This is a genomic window from Enterobacter sp. 22466 (genome assembly GCF_052044775.1).
Classification (GTDB): Bacteria; Pseudomonadota; Gammaproteobacteria; order Enterobacterales; family Enterobacteriaceae; genus Enterobacter; species Enterobacter dissolvens.
Map to the genome: position 1 here is coordinate 228,357 of NZ_JBQENX010000003.1, position 17,884 is coordinate 246,240.

Annotated in this window: 19 protein-coding genes and 3 tRNA genes; 9 read left to right on the forward strand and 13 right to left on the reverse strand. The window is 53.2% G+C overall.

Going from position 1 to position 17,884, the window contains the following annotated elements:
• Positions 1-67: 67 nt before the first annotated feature.
• Complete coding sequence (deoC, locus tag ACTJJI_RS10845) at positions 68-847, reverse strand: deoxyribose-phosphate aldolase (RefSeq protein WP_014830577.1); 780 nt, start codon at positions 845-847, stop codon at positions 68-70.
• Between the two features lie 262 nt (positions 848-1,109).
• Between deoC and ACTJJI_RS10850 the strand changes: the two genes are divergently transcribed.
• Entirely contained in the window at positions 1,110-2,657 is a 1,548-nt protein-coding gene (locus ACTJJI_RS10850) for a YjjI family glycine radical enzyme (protein WP_440654010.1), read from the forward strand.
• Positions 2,632-3,492, forward strand: a complete 861-nt coding sequence (locus ACTJJI_RS10855; RefSeq protein ID WP_014830575.1) for a YjjW family glycine radical enzyme activase — start codon at positions 2,632-2,634, stop codon at positions 3,490-3,492. Before ACTJJI_RS10850 ends, ACTJJI_RS10855 begins: the two co-directional genes overlap by 26 nt.
• Here ACTJJI_RS10855 and ACTJJI_RS10860 read toward each other — a convergent pair.
• The 8 genes from ACTJJI_RS10860 to ACTJJI_RS10895 form a co-directional block, all read right to left on the reverse strand.
• Positions 3,487-4,269 (reverse strand): TatD family hydrolase, encoded by a 783-nt coding sequence (locus ACTJJI_RS10860; RefSeq protein WP_319852299.1) that lies wholly within the window; start codon positions 4,267-4,269, stop codon positions 3,487-3,489. The genes ACTJJI_RS10855 and ACTJJI_RS10860 overlap by 6 nt on opposite strands.
• Complete coding sequence (locus tag ACTJJI_RS10865) at positions 4,266-5,318, reverse strand: patatin-like phospholipase family protein (RefSeq protein ID WP_440654012.1); 1,053 nt, start codon at positions 5,316-5,318, stop codon at positions 4,266-4,268. Before ACTJJI_RS10865 ends, ACTJJI_RS10860 begins: the two co-directional genes overlap by 4 nt.
• 120 nt (positions 5,319-5,438) lie before the next feature.
• Positions 5,439-5,600 carry a DUF1328 domain-containing protein gene (locus ACTJJI_RS10870; RefSeq protein ID WP_003856556.1) on the reverse strand — a complete coding sequence of 54 codons (162 nt, stop codon included), beginning with the start codon at positions 5,598-5,600 and terminating at the stop codon, positions 5,439-5,441.
• 127 nt (positions 5,601-5,727) lie between these two features.
• Complete coding sequence (osmY, locus tag ACTJJI_RS10875; RefSeq protein WP_014830572.1) at positions 5,728-6,345, reverse strand: molecular chaperone OsmY; 618 nt, start codon at positions 6,343-6,345, stop codon at positions 5,728-5,730.
• Between the two features lie 300 nt (positions 6,346-6,645).
• A complete protein-coding gene (prfC, locus tag ACTJJI_RS10880) occupies positions 6,646-8,235 on the reverse strand; it encodes a peptide chain release factor 3 (RefSeq protein ID WP_014830571.1) in 1,590 nt (529 codons plus the stop codon).
• Positions 8,236-8,327: 92 nt separating this feature from the next.
• Positions 8,328-9,005, reverse strand: a complete 678-nt coding sequence (gene yjjG, locus ACTJJI_RS10885) for a pyrimidine 5'-nucleotidase (protein ID WP_014830570.1) — start codon at positions 9,003-9,005, stop codon at positions 8,328-8,330.
• Positions 9,006-9,025: 20 nt separating this feature from the next.
• Positions 9,026-9,469, reverse strand: coding sequence for a ribosomal protein S18-alanine N-acetyltransferase (rimI, locus tag ACTJJI_RS10890; RefSeq protein WP_192544873.1), 444 nt, complete (start codon positions 9,467-9,469; stop codon positions 9,026-9,028).
• Positions 9,438-9,851, reverse strand: a complete 414-nt coding sequence (locus ACTJJI_RS10895; RefSeq protein WP_046889370.1) for a DNA polymerase III subunit psi — start codon at positions 9,849-9,851, stop codon at positions 9,438-9,440. The genes rimI and ACTJJI_RS10895 overlap by 32 nt, the downstream gene beginning before the upstream one ends.
• A gap of 102 nt (positions 9,852-9,953) precedes the next feature.
• Here ACTJJI_RS10895 and rsmC point away from each other — a divergent pair, with 102 nt between their 5' ends.
• The 4 genes from rsmC (at position 9,954) to ACTJJI_RS10915 (ending at position 11,474) form a co-directional block, all read left to right on the forward strand.
• Positions 9,954-10,982 carry a 16S rRNA (guanine(1207)-N(2))-methyltransferase RsmC gene (gene rsmC / locus ACTJJI_RS10900; protein WP_014830567.1) on the forward strand — a complete coding sequence of 343 codons (1,029 nt, stop codon included), beginning with the start codon at positions 9,954-9,956 and terminating at the stop codon, positions 10,980-10,982.
• A 172-nt stretch (positions 10,983-11,154) separates the two neighbouring features.
• Positions 11,155-11,241 (forward strand) — tRNA-Leu (locus ACTJJI_RS10905).
• Positions 11,242-11,269: 28 nt separating this feature from the next.
• Positions 11,270-11,356, forward strand: a tRNA-Leu gene (locus tag ACTJJI_RS10910).
• A gap of 31 nt (positions 11,357-11,387) precedes the next feature.
• Positions 11,388-11,474: transfer RNA gene (locus ACTJJI_RS10915), tRNA-Leu, on the forward strand.
• A gap of 42 nt (positions 11,475-11,516) precedes the next feature.
• Here ACTJJI_RS10915 and ACTJJI_RS10920 read toward each other — a convergent pair.
• Positions 11,517-11,786 (reverse strand): DUF1435 domain-containing protein, encoded by a 270-nt coding sequence (locus ACTJJI_RS10920; RefSeq protein WP_074166291.1) that lies wholly within the window; start codon positions 11,784-11,786, stop codon positions 11,517-11,519.
• Between the two features lie 217 nt (positions 11,787-12,003).
• On the opposite strand from ACTJJI_RS10920, the gene ACTJJI_RS10925 reads away from it, so the two are divergent.
• Both ACTJJI_RS10925 and fhuF read left to right on the forward strand, forming a co-directional pair.
• The gene (locus ACTJJI_RS10925; protein ID WP_043951564.1) at positions 12,004-13,068 is read left to right on the forward strand and encodes a GGDEF domain-containing protein; all 1,065 of its coding nucleotides are present in this window, start codon (positions 12,004-12,006) and stop codon (positions 13,066-13,068) included.
• A gap of 94 nt (positions 13,069-13,162) precedes the next feature.
• Positions 13,163-13,951: a siderophore-iron reductase FhuF gene (fhuF, locus tag ACTJJI_RS10930; protein WP_083021548.1), complete on the forward strand. Its 789-nt coding sequence runs from the start codon at positions 13,163-13,165 to the stop codon at positions 13,949-13,951.
• Between the two features lie 78 nt (positions 13,952-14,029).
• Here fhuF and ACTJJI_RS10935 read toward each other — a convergent pair whose 3' ends face one another.
• Positions 14,030-15,376, reverse strand: coding sequence for a PTS cellobiose transporter subunit IIC (locus ACTJJI_RS10935; RefSeq protein ID WP_014830563.1), 1,347 nt, complete (start codon positions 15,374-15,376; stop codon positions 14,030-14,032).
• A gap of 328 nt (positions 15,377-15,704) precedes the next feature.
• On the opposite strand from ACTJJI_RS10935, the gene ACTJJI_RS10940 reads away from it, so the two are divergent.
• Positions 15,705-16,163 carry a YbaK/EbsC family protein gene (locus ACTJJI_RS10940; protein WP_014830562.1) on the forward strand — a complete coding sequence of 153 codons (459 nt, stop codon included), beginning with the start codon at positions 15,705-15,707 and terminating at the stop codon, positions 16,161-16,163.
• Between the two features lie 42 nt (positions 16,164-16,205).
• Here the strand turns inward: ACTJJI_RS10940 and bglJ are convergent, their stop codons facing one another.
• Positions 16,206-16,841: a DNA-binding transcriptional activator BglJ gene (gene bglJ, locus ACTJJI_RS10945; RefSeq protein WP_014830561.1), complete on the reverse strand. Its 636-nt coding sequence runs from the start codon at positions 16,839-16,841 to the stop codon at positions 16,206-16,208.
• Positions 16,838-17,572, reverse strand: coding sequence for a helix-turn-helix transcriptional regulator (locus ACTJJI_RS10950; RefSeq protein WP_063412193.1), 735 nt, complete (start codon positions 17,570-17,572; stop codon positions 16,838-16,840). The genes bglJ and ACTJJI_RS10950 overlap by 4 nt, the downstream gene beginning before the upstream one ends.
• Between the last annotated feature and the right edge of the window lie 312 nt (positions 17,573-17,884).

Genomic DNA, 17,884 nt, shown 5'->3' on the forward strand with positions numbered 1-17,884 from the left:
CGGGCAAGGTTTGCCCAACCACGATCGGGTAGGCCGGGTAAGCGTAGCGCCACCCGGCAATTCAAACTTAGTAGCTGCTTGCGCTCTTACCGTCGCCGTGACCCAGCGCTTTCAGCAGACTTGCCAGCAGGCTGGACGCGCCGAAGCGGTAGTGACGGGAATCGGCCCAGTCGGAGCCGAACAACTCGTCGGCAATCGCCAGGAACTGCTGCGCGTCTTCCGCAGTACGCACGCCGCCCGCCGGTTTAAAGCCCACGGTTTTGGACACGCCCATATCGCGGATCACTTCCATCATGATGCGCGCGCTTTCCGGGGTCGCATTCACCGGCACTTTACCGGTTGAGGTTTTAATGAAATCGGCACCGGCTTTGATGGAGATTTCGGACGCTTTACGAATCAGCGCTTCTTCTTTCAGTTCGCCAGTTTCGATGATCACTTTCAGCAGCACGTTTGCCGCGGCACACGCCTCTTTACAGGCTTTCACCAGGTCAAAGCCCACCTGCTCGTTGCCCGCAATCAGCGCACGGTACGGGAATACCACGTCCACTTCGTCTGCGCCGTAGGCAATCGCCGCGCGGGTTTCCGCCAGCGCGATCTCGATATCGTCGTTACCGTGCGGGAAGTTAGTGACGGTTGCAATGCGCACGTCCGGGGTACCCTGCTCTTTCAGCGTTTTGCGGGCAATCGGGATAAAGCGCGGATAGATGCAGACAGCGGCAGTGTTGCCCACTGGCGTTTTCGCCTGATGGCACAGGGCGATGACTTTTTCATTAGTGTCGTCATCGTTCAGGGTGGTCAGGTCCATCAGTTTCAACGCGCGCAGGCTGCTTGCAGTTAAATCGGTCATAACATTCTCCAACGGCGGTGCCGTATCAATTTTACCTTGCGGGTCTGTGAGTATTCTAACATCCACCCGCATTCACACTTCGACATTCATCACAGTTAATGAAAACTACGTACAAATTTGCATTACTGTAATGAGATCTTCTTCAAACTTTAATGCGTAAACTGCTGACGAATGCAGCGATTCCCCTTGTCAGATCAAAAGCCCTGACGGGATGGCTTCCTACAATCCGTTCATCATCCGCAGAACACTCAAGGAAGCGAACATGCCCCACGCCAGCCCCGACACCCTGCAACAACGTTGCCAGCACATTGTGACAAGCCCGGTGTTAAGCCCGGAACAAAAACGTCATTTTCTGGCGCTGGAAGCGGAAAACACTCTGCCTTATCCGGCACTTCCTGAGGCGGCTCGTGCCGCGCTGGACAAGGGATTTATCTGCGACATGTTCGAAGGCCATGCACCTTACAAACCCCGTTATGTTCTGCCGGATTACGCAACGTTTCTGGCTAAGGGTTCAGAATGGCTGGAACTGGAGGGGGCGAAAGATCTGGATGATGCCCTCTCGCTGTTAACCATTCTCTACCATCATGTTCCGTCCGTCACATCGATGCCGGTCTATCTCGGTCATCTTGATGCCTTACTGCAACCTTATGTTAGAATTCTAACACAAGAAGAGATTGATAGCCGAATAAAACGTTTCTGGCGCTATCTCGACAGAACGTTGCCGGATGCCTTCACGCACGTCAACATCGGTCCGGCAGATACGCCTGTCACCCGTGCCATTCTGCGTGCCGATGCAGAACTGAAGCAGGTCGCACCGAATCTGACGTTTATTTATGACCCGGACGTGACGCCGGACGATCTGCTGCTCGAGGTGGCAAAAAACATCTGTGAGTGCAGCAAACCGCATATTTCCCATGGACCGGCGAATGATAAAATTTTCACAAAAGGACGCTATGGCATCGTGAGCTGTTACAACTCGCTGCCGCTGGCGGGCGGTGGCAGCACGCTGGTCCGCCTCAATCTGCGGGCGATTGCTGAACACAGCACGTCACCCGATGATTTCTTCACCCGTATGTTGCCGCACTACTGCCAGCAACAAATCGCCATCATTGATGCCCGCTGCGCGTTTCTCTATCAACAATCCGGCTTCTTTGAGAATAGCTTTCTGGTGAAAGAGGGGCTGATTGATGCCTATCGCTTTGTCCCGATGTTTGGCATGTACGGTCTGGCAGAAGCGGTGAATACGCTCTGCGAGAAGGCGGGCATTGAAGGCCGTTACGGTAAAAGCGAGAAGGCCAACGCGCTGGGCTATCGCATCAGCGAACAGCTGGCGGCGTTTGTGGAAAACACGCCGGTGAAATACGGCTGGAAACAGCGTGCGATGCTCCATGCACAGTCGGGAATAAGTTCCGATACCGGTACGACGCCGGGCGCGCGTCTGCCGTACGGCGATGAGCCGGATCCGATCAGTCATCTGCTGGCCGTGGCGCCGCATCACCCGCACTACCCCGCCGGGATCAGCGACATTCTGACGCTGGATGAGACAATAAAACGCAATCCGCAGGCGATCGTTCAGCTGTGTCTGGGCGCATTCAAGGCCGGTATGCGGGAATTTACCGCCAACGTAGCCGGTAACGATCTGGTGCGCGTGACCGGGTATATGGTGCGTCTGTCGGATCTGGAACAGTACCGCGAAGCCGGTTCGCGCACCAATACCACCTGGCTTGGCGAAGAAGCCGCACGCAATACCCGCATTCTGGAACGTCAGCCGCGCGTGGTCAGCCATGAACAGCAGATGCGCTTTAGTTAGTCAGGTTATCCCCTTCTCCTGCGTGGACGGGCCGGGCAGCCGCCTGGCCCTCTTCCTGCAGGGTTGTAACCTGCGCTGTAAAACCTGCCACAACCCGTGGACCATTGGGCGCTGCAACGACTGCGGCGACTGCGTGCCCCACTGCCCGCACGCTGCGCTGACCATTCAGGCCGGACGCGTCTGGTGGCAGGAGAGTCACTGTCAGCAGTGCGATACCTGCCTGCATCTGTGCCAGCAACAGGCCACGCCAATGGCGCATCGCCTGAGCGTGGAGGAGATCCTCACGCAGATCCACAAAGCCGCCCCCTTTATTGAAGGGGTCACCGTGAGCGGCGGCGAGGCCACCACCCAGCTACCGTTCCTGGTGGCCCTGTTCACGGCGATCAAAGCCGATCCCGCCCTGCGCCACTTAACGTGTCTGGTGGACAGCAACGGTCTGCTGGGGGAAACCGGCTGGCAAAGACTGCTGCCTGTACTGGATGGTGCGATGGTGGATCTGAAGGCCTGGGGAAACGAACATCATCGCGTGCTGACCGGGCGCGAAAACCCGCAGATTAAGCAGAGCATTCGCTGGCTGGCGCAGCAACAGCGGCTGACGGAACTGCGTTTACTGGTGATCCCTGAGCAGTGCGATTATCTGCAACATCTCAGGTCCCTGACGACGTTTATCCTCGGGCTTGGGAACGTCCCGGTGCGCATTAATGCCTTTCACGCGCACGGCGTTTACGGCGAGGCGGCGTCATGGCGCAGCGCCACGCCGGAGGATATCGAGCCGCTGGCGCTGGCACTGGAAAAACAGCACATCACGGTGATCCGCCCCGCACTTTACCTATAGCGTAATGCCAAACAGCGCGCGGGTATTTTCCAGCAGCGCATGCGCGATCACCGCTTCTGGCTCATCACGCAATTCACACAGCGTGGTAAACACACGTGCCGCCTGTTCCGGGCGGTTCGGCTGCCCCTGAAAACCGTTTAACGGCATATCCGGAGCATCCGTTTCCAGTAACAAGGCGGACAGCGGCAGTTGCGCCATCACGTCGCGCGTTTTACTGGCTCGCGGATAGGTAATGGTACCACCTACGCCTATCTTATAGCCCAGTTCAATAAAACGCAGCGCCTGCTGCAGGCTACCGGAGAAGCCATGCACGACCCCTTTTCGCGGCAGATCGATGCGTTTCAGGTGCATCGCCAGTTTGTCGTGCGTACGTCGGGAGTGGAGGATCACCGGCAGATCGTGCCGCTTTGCCAGTCTGAGCTGGGCATCCAGTATCGTCTGCTGGCGTTCAAACCGGGGATTGTCACGATAAAGATCGAGGCCGATCTCACCAATAGCAACCAGTTTGTTTTCGCGGGGTTGCAGCGCCGCATCCAGTACGTCGAGATGTTCGTCCAGATGATGCTCAATCACGATCGGGTGCAGACCGAGCGCGGCATAGAGGGCGTCATGGCGGCGGGCGAGATCGAGAACGCGATCGAAATATGCCGCTTCGATCGCAGGCACAACGATCGCCTTTACCCCCGCCTGAGCGGCACGCTGAATGCTGGCCGTCTCATCTCCCGTAAACGGCGGAAAATCAAAATGGCAGTGGGTATCGACAAAGCGGTGCGTCACGCCAGATCCTCGTTATCCAGTAAAGCGTCATTTGCCTGCGAGACATCCACCAGCGGCACCGCCAGCGGATCGTTAGCCACAATCGCAGGCGGCGTAATAATGTGCTTATGCCGATGCAGGGGTGGTTGCTCCGCCAGCATTTTTCCGACCGTCGCCAGGAAGTAGCGCCCGCACAGCCGTCCCGTTTTATAATCTGCACGCAACGCAGGGACACGACTGCCAAGCGCCATACTGATCAGCGGTTTCGGCGGATAAATTTCAAAAATCCGCAGCTTACCTGGCGGTTTTTCGATAAAGCGCTGCATGGCGCCGTAGGTCGTTTCATGCTGCTTTGCAATATTCACCAGGTGTTGCAGGCTGCTGTCGCCTAACCAGCGCTCCATGCGTTTAAACCACTGCGGGGTGTAGTACATTTGCGACGGCACAGTCCGGATCACCACGATGGTTTTCGCCCCCCGCCGGGCCGCTTCCTGCACCGGCACCGCGTCACTGATCCCGCCGTCCAGATAGCTGATGCCATCCAGCAGCGCACCGGTACGATAAAAACCGGGAATGGCGCTGGAGGCGCGAATGATGTCCAGCCAGTTCTCCTTTTGCGGAGAGAAGTAGCCCGGGGAATAATCATCGCCACGGCTGGCGCACATCCAGAACGCTTTACCGCTGTCAAACAGACGGGCGGCGGTGTCCATCGCCAGCGGCATCTGGCTGGAGGTGGATTCAAGCAGCCAGTCGAGATCGATCAGGTTGCCGCCGCGCACGAAGCGCACCGGGTTAAAAAATTCTTTCGCCGTGGTGTAGCGCATAATGACTTTTCGCGCGTAGCCAGGCTGGTTACAGACATAGGCAGACAGGTTCTGCGCCCCGGCAGACGTGCCGAAGTAAAGGTCAAACGGGTTAAACTGCGCGCGCATAAATTCATCCAGCACGCCAGCGGTGAAAATACCGCGCTGTCCGCCGCCCTCACACACGAGTGCGAGTTGCCCTGCGCGAAACGGTTCTAACGTCAGCGGCGCAATATTGCCGAGCGTAACGGGAATTCGTTGCCCCACCTCTGCTTTCCTGTTTTGATTATTCTGTTACACCACAGTAACGCACCCGACCTGCAACGCAAATAAGAAAAAGCCAGTCGCAGTGACTGGCTTTTCTTTGTTGACAGAATATTGCGTTTGCTACGGACGTCGACGTCCCGTGAACAGGCTGACCAGGAACAGAATGATACCGACCACAAAGACAATTTTAGCTGCCCAGGCCGCTGTACCCGCCAGTCCGCCAAAGCCCAAAGCGGCGGCAATTAACGCGATAACCAGAAATATAATGCCCCAACGAAACATAAGCCTCTCCTTTATCATAGTTAATGTCGGCCGCTATATATGAGCGCTCAGGTCACTCATCGGCGTTTTTCCAGAGTCATTCTTATTTCGCCCGCAGGCTTCAGCCTGACGGGCGAGTCGTGCAGGTTTACTTCGCTTTAAGATCGTTTTTGACGCTTTTCACACCATCAATCGCTTTCGCGATGGATTCGGCGCGGTCAATCTGCGCCTGGGAATCTACCGTACCGGAAAGCTGGACCACACCGTCGGTGGTTTCCACTTTCACCTTACGAGACGGCACGATGTCATCTGCTAAAAGTTTAGCTTTGATTTCGCTGGTCGTAGCGGCATCTCCGGCATAGCCTTTCACTGAGCTGGTTTTGCTGTCACGGACGTGCAGTTTGTCGCTTACAGACGCCACGCCCTCAACACCTTTCGCCACTTTTACAGCCTGTTCGGCCTGGGCCTGGCTTTCAACAAAGCCACTCAGGGTAACAACTTTTTGCTCGGTTTTGACGGAAATATCGGTGCTCTTAATCGCTTCATCATCCACCAGCGCGGCTTTCACTTTTGCTGTGATTGAGCTGTCGTCCATGAAATTACCGACTTTATTCATAGAGCTATCGATTTTTTCCCCTGCGCTATTTGCAGTGGACTGAGCTTTATCCATGGTGCTGGTTTCCGCCAGGGCGGAGCCGCTTACCAGAACGCTACCCAATGTCACAGCCAACAGAGTTTTAGAAATCTTCAGTCTTGTCATATTCATCGATGTATTCCTGTGTTTTGCCCGTTATTCGGGCTACATACTTCCTTAGTAGTTTTATATATCGCGAATAAACACACGAACAAAATGGAGAACCTAAAGTCATGCATTGAACAGTTTATTCATCCACGCCCGGTGCTAAACACTGAGTTAAATATAGATCACTCTCACAGTGACGCTTTCAGATTTGGGCAAAAAACGAGCAAAAAGCGTGAAATTGCGATGAATTAAGAACATTCCGCAAGAGACTAATAAGACAGGAAATAAAGAAGAGCACGGCGGCTGCCGTGCTCTGAGAGGGGATTAGTGTTCGCGTGTTTTGCGGAACTGTACGTCAGGATAACGTTCCTGCGTCAGGTTCAGGTTAACCATGGTTGGGGCGATATAGGTCAGATTATCACCGCCATCCAGCGCCAGCTGAACTTCGTTCTTACGCTTGAACTCTTCGAATTTCTTCACGTCAGCACACTCAACCCAGCGCGCGGTCGCCACGTTGACCGATTCGTAAATCGCTTCCACGTTGTACTCACTCTTCAGACGCGCAACCACTACGTCGAACTGCAGCACACCCACCGCACCCACGATCAGATCGTTATTCGCGATTGGGCGGAAGACCTGCACAGCCCCCTCTTCGGAAAGCTGTACCAGCCCTTTCAGCAGCTGTTTCTGCTTCAGCGGATCTTTCAGGCGAATGCGGCGGAACAGTTCTGGCGCGAAGTTCGGAATACCGGTGAACTTCATCATTTCGCCCTGGGTGAAGGTATCGCCGATCTGGATGGTGCCATGGTTATGCAGACCGATGATGTCACCCGGATACGCTTCTTCCACGTGCGAGCGGTCGCCCGCCATGAAGGTCAGCGCGTCGGAAATCACTACATCTTTACCAATACGCACCTGGCGCAGCTTCATGCCCTTTTCATACTTGCCGGACACCACGCGCATAAAGGCCACACGGTCACGGTGTTTCGGGTCCATATTGGCCTGAATTTTAAAGACGAAGCCGGTGAACTTCTCTTCCTTCGCTTCCACTTCACGGGTATCGGTTTTACGCGGCATCGGCTGCGGAGCCCACTCCACCAGACCGTCGAGCATGTGGTCGACGCCAAAGTTACCCAGTGCGGTACCAAAGAAGACCGGGGTGATTTCGCCGCTCAGGAACAACTCTTTGTCGAATTCGTGAGACGCGCCTTTTACCAGTTCCAGCTCGTCACGCAGCTGCGCGGCCAGCTCTTCACCCACCGCGGCGTCCAGGTCCGGGTTATCCAGACCTTTCACAATGCGCACGTCCTGAATGGTATGGCCTTTACCGGTCTGGTACAGATACGTTTCGTCTTTATAAAGGTGGTAAACACCTTTGAACAACTTACCGCAGCCAATTGGCCAGGTGATTGGCGCACAGGCGATCTTCAGCTCGTTTTCCACTTCATCCATCAGCTCCATCGGGTCACGGATGTCACGGTCGAGTTTGTTCATGAAGGTGAGGATCGGCGTGTCGCGCAGACGGGTCACTTCCATCAGCTTACGGGTACGATCTTCTACACCTTTCGCGGCGTCGATGACCATCAGACAGCAGTCCACTGCCGTCAGCGTACGGTAGGTATCCTCGGAGAAGTCTTCGTGCCCCGGGGTATCCAGCAGGTTCACCAGACAATCGTGATACGGGAACTGCATCACGGAGGTGGTAATCGAAATACCACGCTGCTTTTCCATCTCCATCCAGTCAGATTTTGCATGCTGGCTGGAGCCACGGCCTTTTACGGTACCGGCGGTCTGAATCGCCTGTCCGAACAGCAGCACCTTCTCGGTGATGGTGGTTTTACCGGCATCCGGGTGCGAGATAATGGCAAAAGTGCGGCGCTTGGCCACCTCTTGCAGATAAGGAGACAACGTCATAATCAAATCTTCTTATATAAGCGCGACAGCAGGCCGCGCATCATGGAATACGAAAAATGCGGCTATTTTACCCATCAATGGGGGGCAGGCAATCATTGTTTACACAGGAGCTGCTCCAGTTCGTTCAACGACGTCACGGTCCAGGTCGGCTCGATACCTTCAGGCTTCACGCGGCCATGCGCATTTAACCAGACGGTCGACAGACCAGAATTGATGCCACCCAGAATATCCGACTCGGCGGTATCGCCTACCATCAACACACGGTCACGATCGGGATTGCCGGCTTGCGCCAGCGCATAATCAAAAATACGCGGATCCGGCTTCGGCACGCCCACCTCTTCTGAGATCACCAGCGCGTCGAAATGATCGCGCAGGCCCGTGCGCTCAAGGCGGATCTGCTGCAGCGCGGTAAAACCGTTGGTGATGATCCCCAGTTTGACCTTGCCTTTCAGCGAATCGAGCAGGGAAACCGCCCCCGGCAGCGGCGCGCAGATATCGGCCATCGCATTAAGAAATGCCTCGTTCAACGCACCTGGACTCACATTTAACCGTTCAGCCCAGACATCAAAACGCTGGTGCTGAAGTTGTAACGCAGTGATGGCACCGTTCTGGTAATCCACCCACAGCGGTTTATTCACCGCCTGATAGTCCTGAAAATCTTCAGCGGTGAAGGTCACGCTATAATCCAGAAACATCCGCTGTAGACCACCGAACGAATCAAACGTAAACAGCGTTTCGTCGGCGTCAAAGAAAATCCAGTCCCATTTCATCGTTACAACCTTATTTTTCGTTATCCAATCGGCAGAGCCATAATGATGGCGTCTTCACGTCCCTCTGCGGTCGGGTAGTAGTTACGGCGGATTGTCGCCTCGTTAAAGCCTAAGCTTTCATAGAGCGCGATGGCGGCGACATTTGACGCGCGCACCTCCAGCCACAGGGTGAAAACATCACGGGTTTCGAGCTCACGAATGAGATGCGTAAGCAGTTCCCTTCCCAGTCCACGGCGCTGAAACGCGGGATCCACCGCGATATTAAACAGCGTGGCCTCATCCAGAACGACCTGGGTTATCGCAAACGCGGCCAGGGTGCCGTCAACGTCCAGGCGGTAATTCAAATACCGTTCGCCCTGGTTGCTGGCGAGTGTCTTTTCGCTCCACGGAAACGCATGGGCGCGTGTTTCAATCGCGTACGCCGCACACAGATCAGGCGTCGTGAGGGAAGAAATCGTGTTCATAGTCGCAGATTTGTTGCCATAGCGCGCTTCGCGCTTTTGGATTGGCTTTCAGCTCTTCCAGCACGGGTGAGCTGATCTGACTCCCCGGAAGGGATATCTCGTTTGTTTCGCCCATGCGCCAGCTGTTGCAGTGGCTATCAGGAGGAAGCATGGCGACCCTGTCCGGTGTCAGCTGTAAAACCTGGTCGGCCGTCAGCTTCAGGCTGCGAAGGACATCACCGATCAGAGCATCATTCAGGGCAGGCAGTTCTTCCGCTACCATCACCAGGCGAACATGCGCAGGGATGGCGATAGCGATTTCGCCCTGCAACGCCGTCGGGCGACGCAAAGCCCACTGGGTGATGCCCAGCTGCTGCAACTGCCAGTCTCGTCGGGATGTCATAGGGAAAACTCCTGTCTCTCAGGCGCGCAAATATAGCAAATGTGTCGAAAGTGCGCCATCTACCTACTATAATCCCCGCCTGAGTTTATTGAGGAACAATTCATGTCTGCATTTACCCCGGCAAGTGAAGTCTTGCTGCGTCACAGTGATGATTTCGAACAAAGCCGTATTCTGTTTGCCGGAGATATGCAGGATGACCTGCCCGCGCGTTTCGACTGTGCAGAAAGCCGTGCCCATACCCAATACTACCACCACTGGCAGGTGCTGAGCCGCCAGATGGGCGAGCGCGCACGCTTTAGCCTGGTGGCGGAACAGAGTGATGTCGCTGACTGCGACACGCTGATCTACTACTGGCCGAAGAACAAACCGGAAGCGCAGTTCCAGCTGATGAATCTGCTCTCCCTGCTGCCGGTCGGCTGCGATATTTTTGTGGTTGGTGAGAACCGCAGCGGTGTGCGAAGCGCAGAGCAGATGCTGGAAGCGTACGCCCCGCTGAACAAAGTCGACAGTGCCCGTCGCTGTGGTCTGTACCACGGTCGTCTGGAAAAACAGCCATCCTTTGATGCCGGGACATTCTGGGACGCGTATCAGCTTGATGGCCTCACCATAAAAACCCTGCCGGGCGTTTTCAGCCGTGACGGGCTGGACGTGGGCAGTAAACTGCTGCTCTCCACGCTGACGCCGCACACCAAAGGCAAAGTACTGGACGTTGGCTGTGGCGCAGGGGTGCTGGCAACGGTGCTGGCAAGCCACTCACCAAAAGTCCGCCTGACGCTCTGTGACGTCAGTGCGCCAGCGGTCGAAGCCAGCCGTGCGACGCTCGCCGCCAACGGATTTGAAGGCGAAGTCTTTGCCAGCAACGTCTTCTCGGACGTTACCGGTCGGTTCGACATGATTATCTCCAACCCGCCGTTCCACGATGGTATCGAAACCAGCCTTGAAGCGGCGCAAACGCTGATCCGTGGCGCAGTACGTCACCTGAACAGCGGGGGTGAACTGAGGATCGTCGCTAACGCCTTCCTGCCGTACCCGAAAGTGCTGGATGAGACCTTCGGCTTCCATGAAGTTATCGCACAAACGGGCCGCTTTAAGGTCTACCGTACCGTGATGACGCGTCAGGCTAAAAAATAATCTACCCTGCCTGTCTGCCGGTTAAGCGCCAGCGCCATCCGGCAGACAGGGCCCCCGTTCCGACCATTTTTGCAGCAATCAAAACAACGTGCGCAATTTTCTGTTGACGTAAAGCTCAAAACATCTAGAATGCGCCTCCGTGGTTACGATACTTTTACAGTATCGATGGTATGCGAAGGTGGCGGAATTGGTAGACGCGCTAGCTTCAGGTGTTAGTGTCCTTACGGACGTGGGGGTTCAAGTCCCCCCCCTCGCACCATAAATCACGTTGATATTGCTCGCACTGGGCGAAGGTGGCGGAATTGGTAGACGCGCTAGCTTCAGGTGTTAGTGTTCTTACGGACGTGGGGGTTCAAGTCCCCCCCCTCGCACCAACGAGGCGATATCAAAAAGTAAGATAACTGTGCGAAGGTGGCGGAATTGGTAGACGCGCTAGCTTCAGGTGTTAGTGTCCTTACGGACGTGGGGGTTCAAGTCCCCCCCCTCGCACCAATTATCTTGCATCCTCTCTGCAGTCCTTCTTGTTATTCCCTGTTATTTCAAACTCATCAGTATCACCAGAATTCCACTGACCAGCGCGACGCATGATGGCAACAAAACAAAGTGCCGTAATTGCTTATGCCAGATCATTGCTGATGTCACCAGCAGCCCTGACACAATGATGGCTTTCCAGAGTTCAATGGAGAGATCGGCATACATCAGACCGCCGAGAATGACGCCCGGCAGTAATACCCCCCAACCACTTCCTAACACCCGGCTCAACATGATTTGCCCTCTCATATCGATAATGATAACCAATATCATATGATAGACATTATCATTTGTCAGTACCTATAATTAAAAACCATGGCCGTTTACCTTTCCCGTAATGACAGGAATTGCCTAAGGTGATAAATTGCCCACCTGTTAACTACTCATAAAGTTTCTCTGATAATTACTCTTTTGATTTTTTTGCTTCCATTATTGCGAAACAACACCTATTTATCTGTTTTAATTAAATTTTAATAAAAAACGCACTACTATGACATCACAATCCTGGCGGTCTTTAGTCAACAGCAAATATCAGTTATCGTTACGTTTATTTTTATTTCTGAACGCAACCTCCGCGGTGTTCTCGGTAACAAATCCGCTCTATTCTGTACGCCTGTTATCCTTCCCCCTGATGGCTATTTTTACACTCAGTACGGGATTGTTGCTCTGGCACTGGAAAAAGCGTACCCGCAGAGTAAATATTCCTGTGGTTTCAGCGATATTCGGTATTTTATGGGCCTGGCAAATTGTCTCGAAATTTTCGTTAATTACGCACGATCGCGAGACGTATTTGATCATAGCGCTATTAACGGTGCTTTTTATCGGGTCTCTTGCATTCGCGATTAATATCAAAGCGTTTACTCTTCATTCATTACCCGCATTTATTGTCTGCCTGTGGTTAAGCACCCCTGAGCACTGGCTGAGAATGACCTACTCTTTCGTTCTGCCGGTTGTGGCTATAGGCGTTCACAACGTTTTGCAAAGGCGTAACGATCGCTTCGCTCAGGAGTTACTTTCCCGGTTACTGGAAGAACGGGAAACCCTGACCGATCTCAGCATGATGGATCCGCTTACCGGCCTGTATAACCGTCGCGGCCTGCAAAGTCGACTGGGAAATCTGCCTGCGGTGGAAAATGGCGAACACTTTGTCCTGCTGATGGATATCGACCACTTCAAGGCCTATAACGACCACTACGGCCATATGATGGGCGACCAGGCGTTGATCCGTGTCTCTGCGGCAATCCGGGATGCCGTGCGCTCGCGGGATATTGTGGCGCGTTTCGGCGGCGAAGAATTTATGGTGCTGCTGACGAACATTTCACTGGATCATGCCCGCCAGACGGCAGAGCGTATTCGCCAGAAAGTCTATGATTTGAAAATCCCGCATATGTTCAATGAAAGCGTGGCGACCAACGTCACTATCAGCATTGGTATTGCTATTTTTGAGGATGAAGACGTAGAAGGCGCGCTGGAAAAAGCAGATAAAGCCCTCTACGAAGCCAAGCATCTCGGGCGCAATAACATTCTCCTCAGCGAAGAATTACAGGCGGTTTAAGCGCAACGTTCTCTGTTCAAGACAAAAGTCTTGCCATCGGTATGAGCAATAGTTAGGATTGGCAATCATTATCATTTAGATTTCTATCTATAATATGGCCACGCATACCGTACATACTGTTGAACCACTCATCTGGCGAGCCCGTCTCACCTCGGGGAATTCTTCGCTTGCGGAAGCCATACGCGAAAAGATAACGGAAACCCGCGCCCATCTGCTGGACTTTATCAAACTGGATGAGCCGCATCCGCACCACGCCATGACCCTGGCACAGTGGCGTCAGCCGGCAAAACGCCAGTCACTGCTGGCGACCTATTCCGATCATATCTATCGCAATCAACCCACCCTTACGCGGGAAAATAAGCCCCTGCTCTCCCTCTGGGCACAATGGTATATCGGCCTGATGGCACCTCCGCTGATGCTGGCGTTGCTCACCCAGGAGACCATGCTGGATCTCTCCCCGGACTATTTTCACGTTGAGTTCCACGAGACAGGACGTGCGGCCTGTTTCTGGATCGATCTTCACGAAGATCCAACGGCAATGCATCTCTCTGCCGCGCAGCGGATGGAGCAACTCGTGACCCGCGCCCTGATGCCGGTGGTTAATGCTCTGGAAGAGACGGGAGAGATCAACGGGAAGCTTATCTGGAGTAATACCGGCTATTTAATCCACTGGTATTTGACGGAAATGAAGCCTCTGCTCGGTGATGAGAAGGTGGATGCCCTGCGTCAGTCCTTATTCTTTACGAAACAGCTTGCGGATGGCCGCGATAACCCGTTATTCCGTACCGTGGTACCTCGTGACGGCCTTCTGGTGCGTCGCACCTGCTGCCAGCGCTATCGCCTGCCGGACGTTCAGCAGTGCGGGGATTGTACGCTGAAGTAGTCAGGACCGGCCTGATGCCCTCACCCTGCCCCTCTCAAACACTAAAAACGGCAACTCATGTTGCCGTTTTGCTTTTACCTAGGCCATCTGCTGATTTTCCGCTTCCGCATTACGCTGCGCTTCTTCCGCTTCCTGCTCCAGCAGCTGCTTCTCGTACACTTTGAAGAACGGGAAGTAGATGATGGCGGAGACACACGCAAGTACCACCACCAGAATGGCCGCGCGGAAATCCCAGCCCAGGGCCCATGCTGCGCCCACAGGCGCCGGTGCCGTCCACGGCACAACAGAGATCACGCGACTAATCAGATCAAACTTCATTGCCGCCCAGGCCAGCACAGCGTTAACCATTGGCGCCAGCAGGAACGGAATAAAGAACACCGGGTTCATAACAATCGGCGTACCAAAAATGACAGGTTCGTTAATGTTAAAGATGCTTGGCACCACGCTCAGACGCCCGATTGAGCGCAGATGCGCTGAACGACTGCGCAGGTAGCAGAACACCAGTCCCATTGTCGCGCCCGATCCCCCAATCACGATAAAGAACGTCCAGAACGCCTCCATAAAGATATGTGGCAGAGGCTGGCTTGCCGCCAGCGCAGTCTGGTTAGCCCCGAGATTGGTCAGCCAGAACATCTGCAGCATTCCGGAAACAATTGCCGCTCCGTGGATCCCCGCAAACCACAGCAAATGGCCGATCAACACCGCCAGCAGGATCGCAGGCAGAGAGTCTGCGGCAGAAACCAGCGGTTTGAAGAGAGACATAATGGCCTGGGGGATCAGCATGCCAAACTGAGACTGAATCAACAAACTCAGCGGATAAAGCGTCAGCACGACCACCAGCACCGGGATCAGCAGGTCAAAGGAGTTTTTGATCATCGGTGGTACCTGGTCGGGCAGACGGATACCAATATTGTGTGCTTTCAGGAAACGCATCATCTCGACGCAATAGATTGCCACCAGAATCGCGGTGAAGATCCCCGTACCGCCCAGACTGTCTACGGGCAGCGCGCCTTTGGTTTTCGGCGCAGCCACCAGCAGAAACGCCATCAGCGACAGCATGGCGCACATGAACGGGTCTAACTGATGTGATTTCACATAGTGTTTGCCAAGGTTATAGGCAATAGCCGCACAAATATAAATGGACATAATGCCCATCGTCATATCGAACGGGGTCAGGATTTGGCCTTCAAATTGCTTTGCCATATCCAGCCAGGCCCGCGCGAAGCCCCAGGTAGTGTCTGGCGAAAACGGTGGGTAAGCGAAGACCAACAAAAATGAACCGACAATCATGAATGGCATTGCGGAGATAAACCCGTCACGGATAGCCATAACATGACGCTGGGAAGAGATCCGCCCGGCAATCGGACTAACGTAATTTTCAACGAAACGAAATATCAGATTAAACGCAGCATGGTTGGCAGACATAGCAGATCTCCTGTCAGACGTTCGGTACGGGCGCTTTCACACCACACGTTGTTCCATAAATCAGCTTCACAACCTTGCTGGCTCGTGTACCAGCGGTACTGCTCAGACGGAATGGTTTCATAATGTGCTCTTATTATTGGATACAGGGGACGTTACGCCTTCAGTATTAATCTCTCAATGACGCTCTGCAACCGGTTACTGTAACCGGTTTCTGTGAATGTGAAGGCGATCCAGAAATCGGCCATGTGGGATATTTGTTACTTAAGGGATATTTACAGCCTATAAATTCTTGTGACAGATTACGCAGGATATTAGTCAGGAGGAAACAATGAGTTTGCAGTCTGTACAGCAGTTTTTTGCCGACAACGCTCCGGATATAGAAGTCATAGAACTGGGTGAGAGTACCGCGACCGTTGCGCTGGCTGCTGCCGCTCATCGCGTTGAGCCGGGACAAATCGCCAAGACGCTATCGCTGAAAGTTAAAAATGAAGTGATCCTGGTGGTGGCTAAAGGCGATGCGCGTCTGGATAACAAAAAACTGAAAGATACCTTTGGTGCGAAAGCGCGCATGCTCAGTAGTGATGAAGTGGTAACCATCACGGGTCATCCCGTTGGAGGAGTATGCCCGTTCGGGCTGGAAAACCCACTCTCTGTGTACTGCGATGTTTCATTAAAACAGTACGCTGAAGTACTACCCGCTGCGGGCGCAATTCACAGTGCCGTACGTATTTCACCAGACCGGATGGCAGAGCTGACATCCGCAAAGTGGGTCGATGTGTGCATTTGATTGATGTGCCAGTGTCTATCTGGCGCATCATTCAATTCCTGATTATAAAAATGCCGGCGAGCCTGACACCGCATAACGCATGTCTCTTGCCGGAAGGTGAGTAAGAATATCCGCCGCATCCAGTAGCCCTACGTCAGAATTCACTCCCAATTTAACCATCGCATTAAACTTATGTGCCCGGATAGTCTTAATATTGCGTTCCAGTTGTGCCGCAATTTCAGGGATGGAAAATCCGAAAGACATATAACGTAATATTGCTCGCTCTGTTGGGCTTAACATTCTGTTTTGATTCACATACCAGTGGTTCAACATATTGTCATTGATATGATGCGTTTCACTCAATAACACCACCAGCTCCTCCTGCAGGTGGCTAAGCGGTACCGATTTACTAATAATGCCGTGCAGACGAGAAGGCGACAAATGGCTGATCAACCGCGCTTCCACATCATCAGATGCCAGCACAATGCGCTGGATATTACCGTGCGTGAACGCGAGATCACGCAGGGATGCCAGACAGTTACGACGCTCCTCACGCGCGTCAGAGAGTGAATAGATCACCGAGAAAAAAGAGACGCCGGGAAGCGCCTGTTTAAAGCTTTCGAATTGGCTGAAGAGGTGCAGTTGATACTGGCTGAGCATGGGCATAGCAAAAAGATGCTGCAGCCCAACGGCACTCATTGTGCAATTTTCGATGACAGCGATATGTCGTGTGGTGTCGGTTTTTTCCATTCCTCATACTCTCCATAGGCTGATAGTAAACTCAGCTCTCTCATTCCCTGTGCACTGTTAATCCAGGCGTACATATCGGCATTGCTACGCAGCGACAATCGTCGCATCGCGCTGTTTTTCTGCGCGCTGATCGTTTTGTTGCTCTTCTTAAGCAAAGTCGCAATCTGATTAATGCCCCAGCCCTTGCCTAACAGACGCAGCACTTTGCGTTCGGAGTGGGTGAGCGCCACAAATGGCTCGTCGTCTTCAGCAGCAACCACTTCAGGAGACAATAACGTCTGGCTTATCCGCTCCGCCCGCTCGCTCCCTGCACGAATAGCATTAATCACGCCTTCAATCGGTTCCATTTCAGAAAGCAGCGTACTTTCCGGCCGCATAAGCAGTTCCACTGCGACGGGATAAAGGGGACGAGAGACCAGAAAAATCCAGTGAATATCCCGATATTGATTCAGTAAGCTGTAATACCCTTCAAGCGTCCCCCGGGGTTTCCTGTATTCGCCTGAAATATCGGCAATAATGACGTCGGCCCGGCGAAGCTGGAGCAGCGTTAACTCCTGCAACGAGCGGCAATATGTCAATTCAAATTCAGGGAAATGGTTTGACATAACGCTGCCTAGCCCGCTTTGCATCACGGGTACCCTGCTAATTACTACGCCATGCTTACCATTCAATGACAACATAGACCCTCCGTGTCCATTTTTCATTTGATGAGTAACGTTTAAACGCATCAAGATTTACGTATTTTCGTCCCTGAGTGTAAGACTGATTAATACAAGCAGAAGATGAGATATGTTCTTAGGTTAAGAAATGCCTAAAACAGCGGTAATATCTCACAAAGCACAATTAAATTTAATTGCAAAGACATTAAAAGAACGAAAATATAAAATAAGAATAACTTAATATAAATACTTTATATTTTAGAATATTTAAATTCATCGCATTTATATATTATCGCCTCCGCTTTCGCGAACCGGACGTGAACTGTTTGCAAG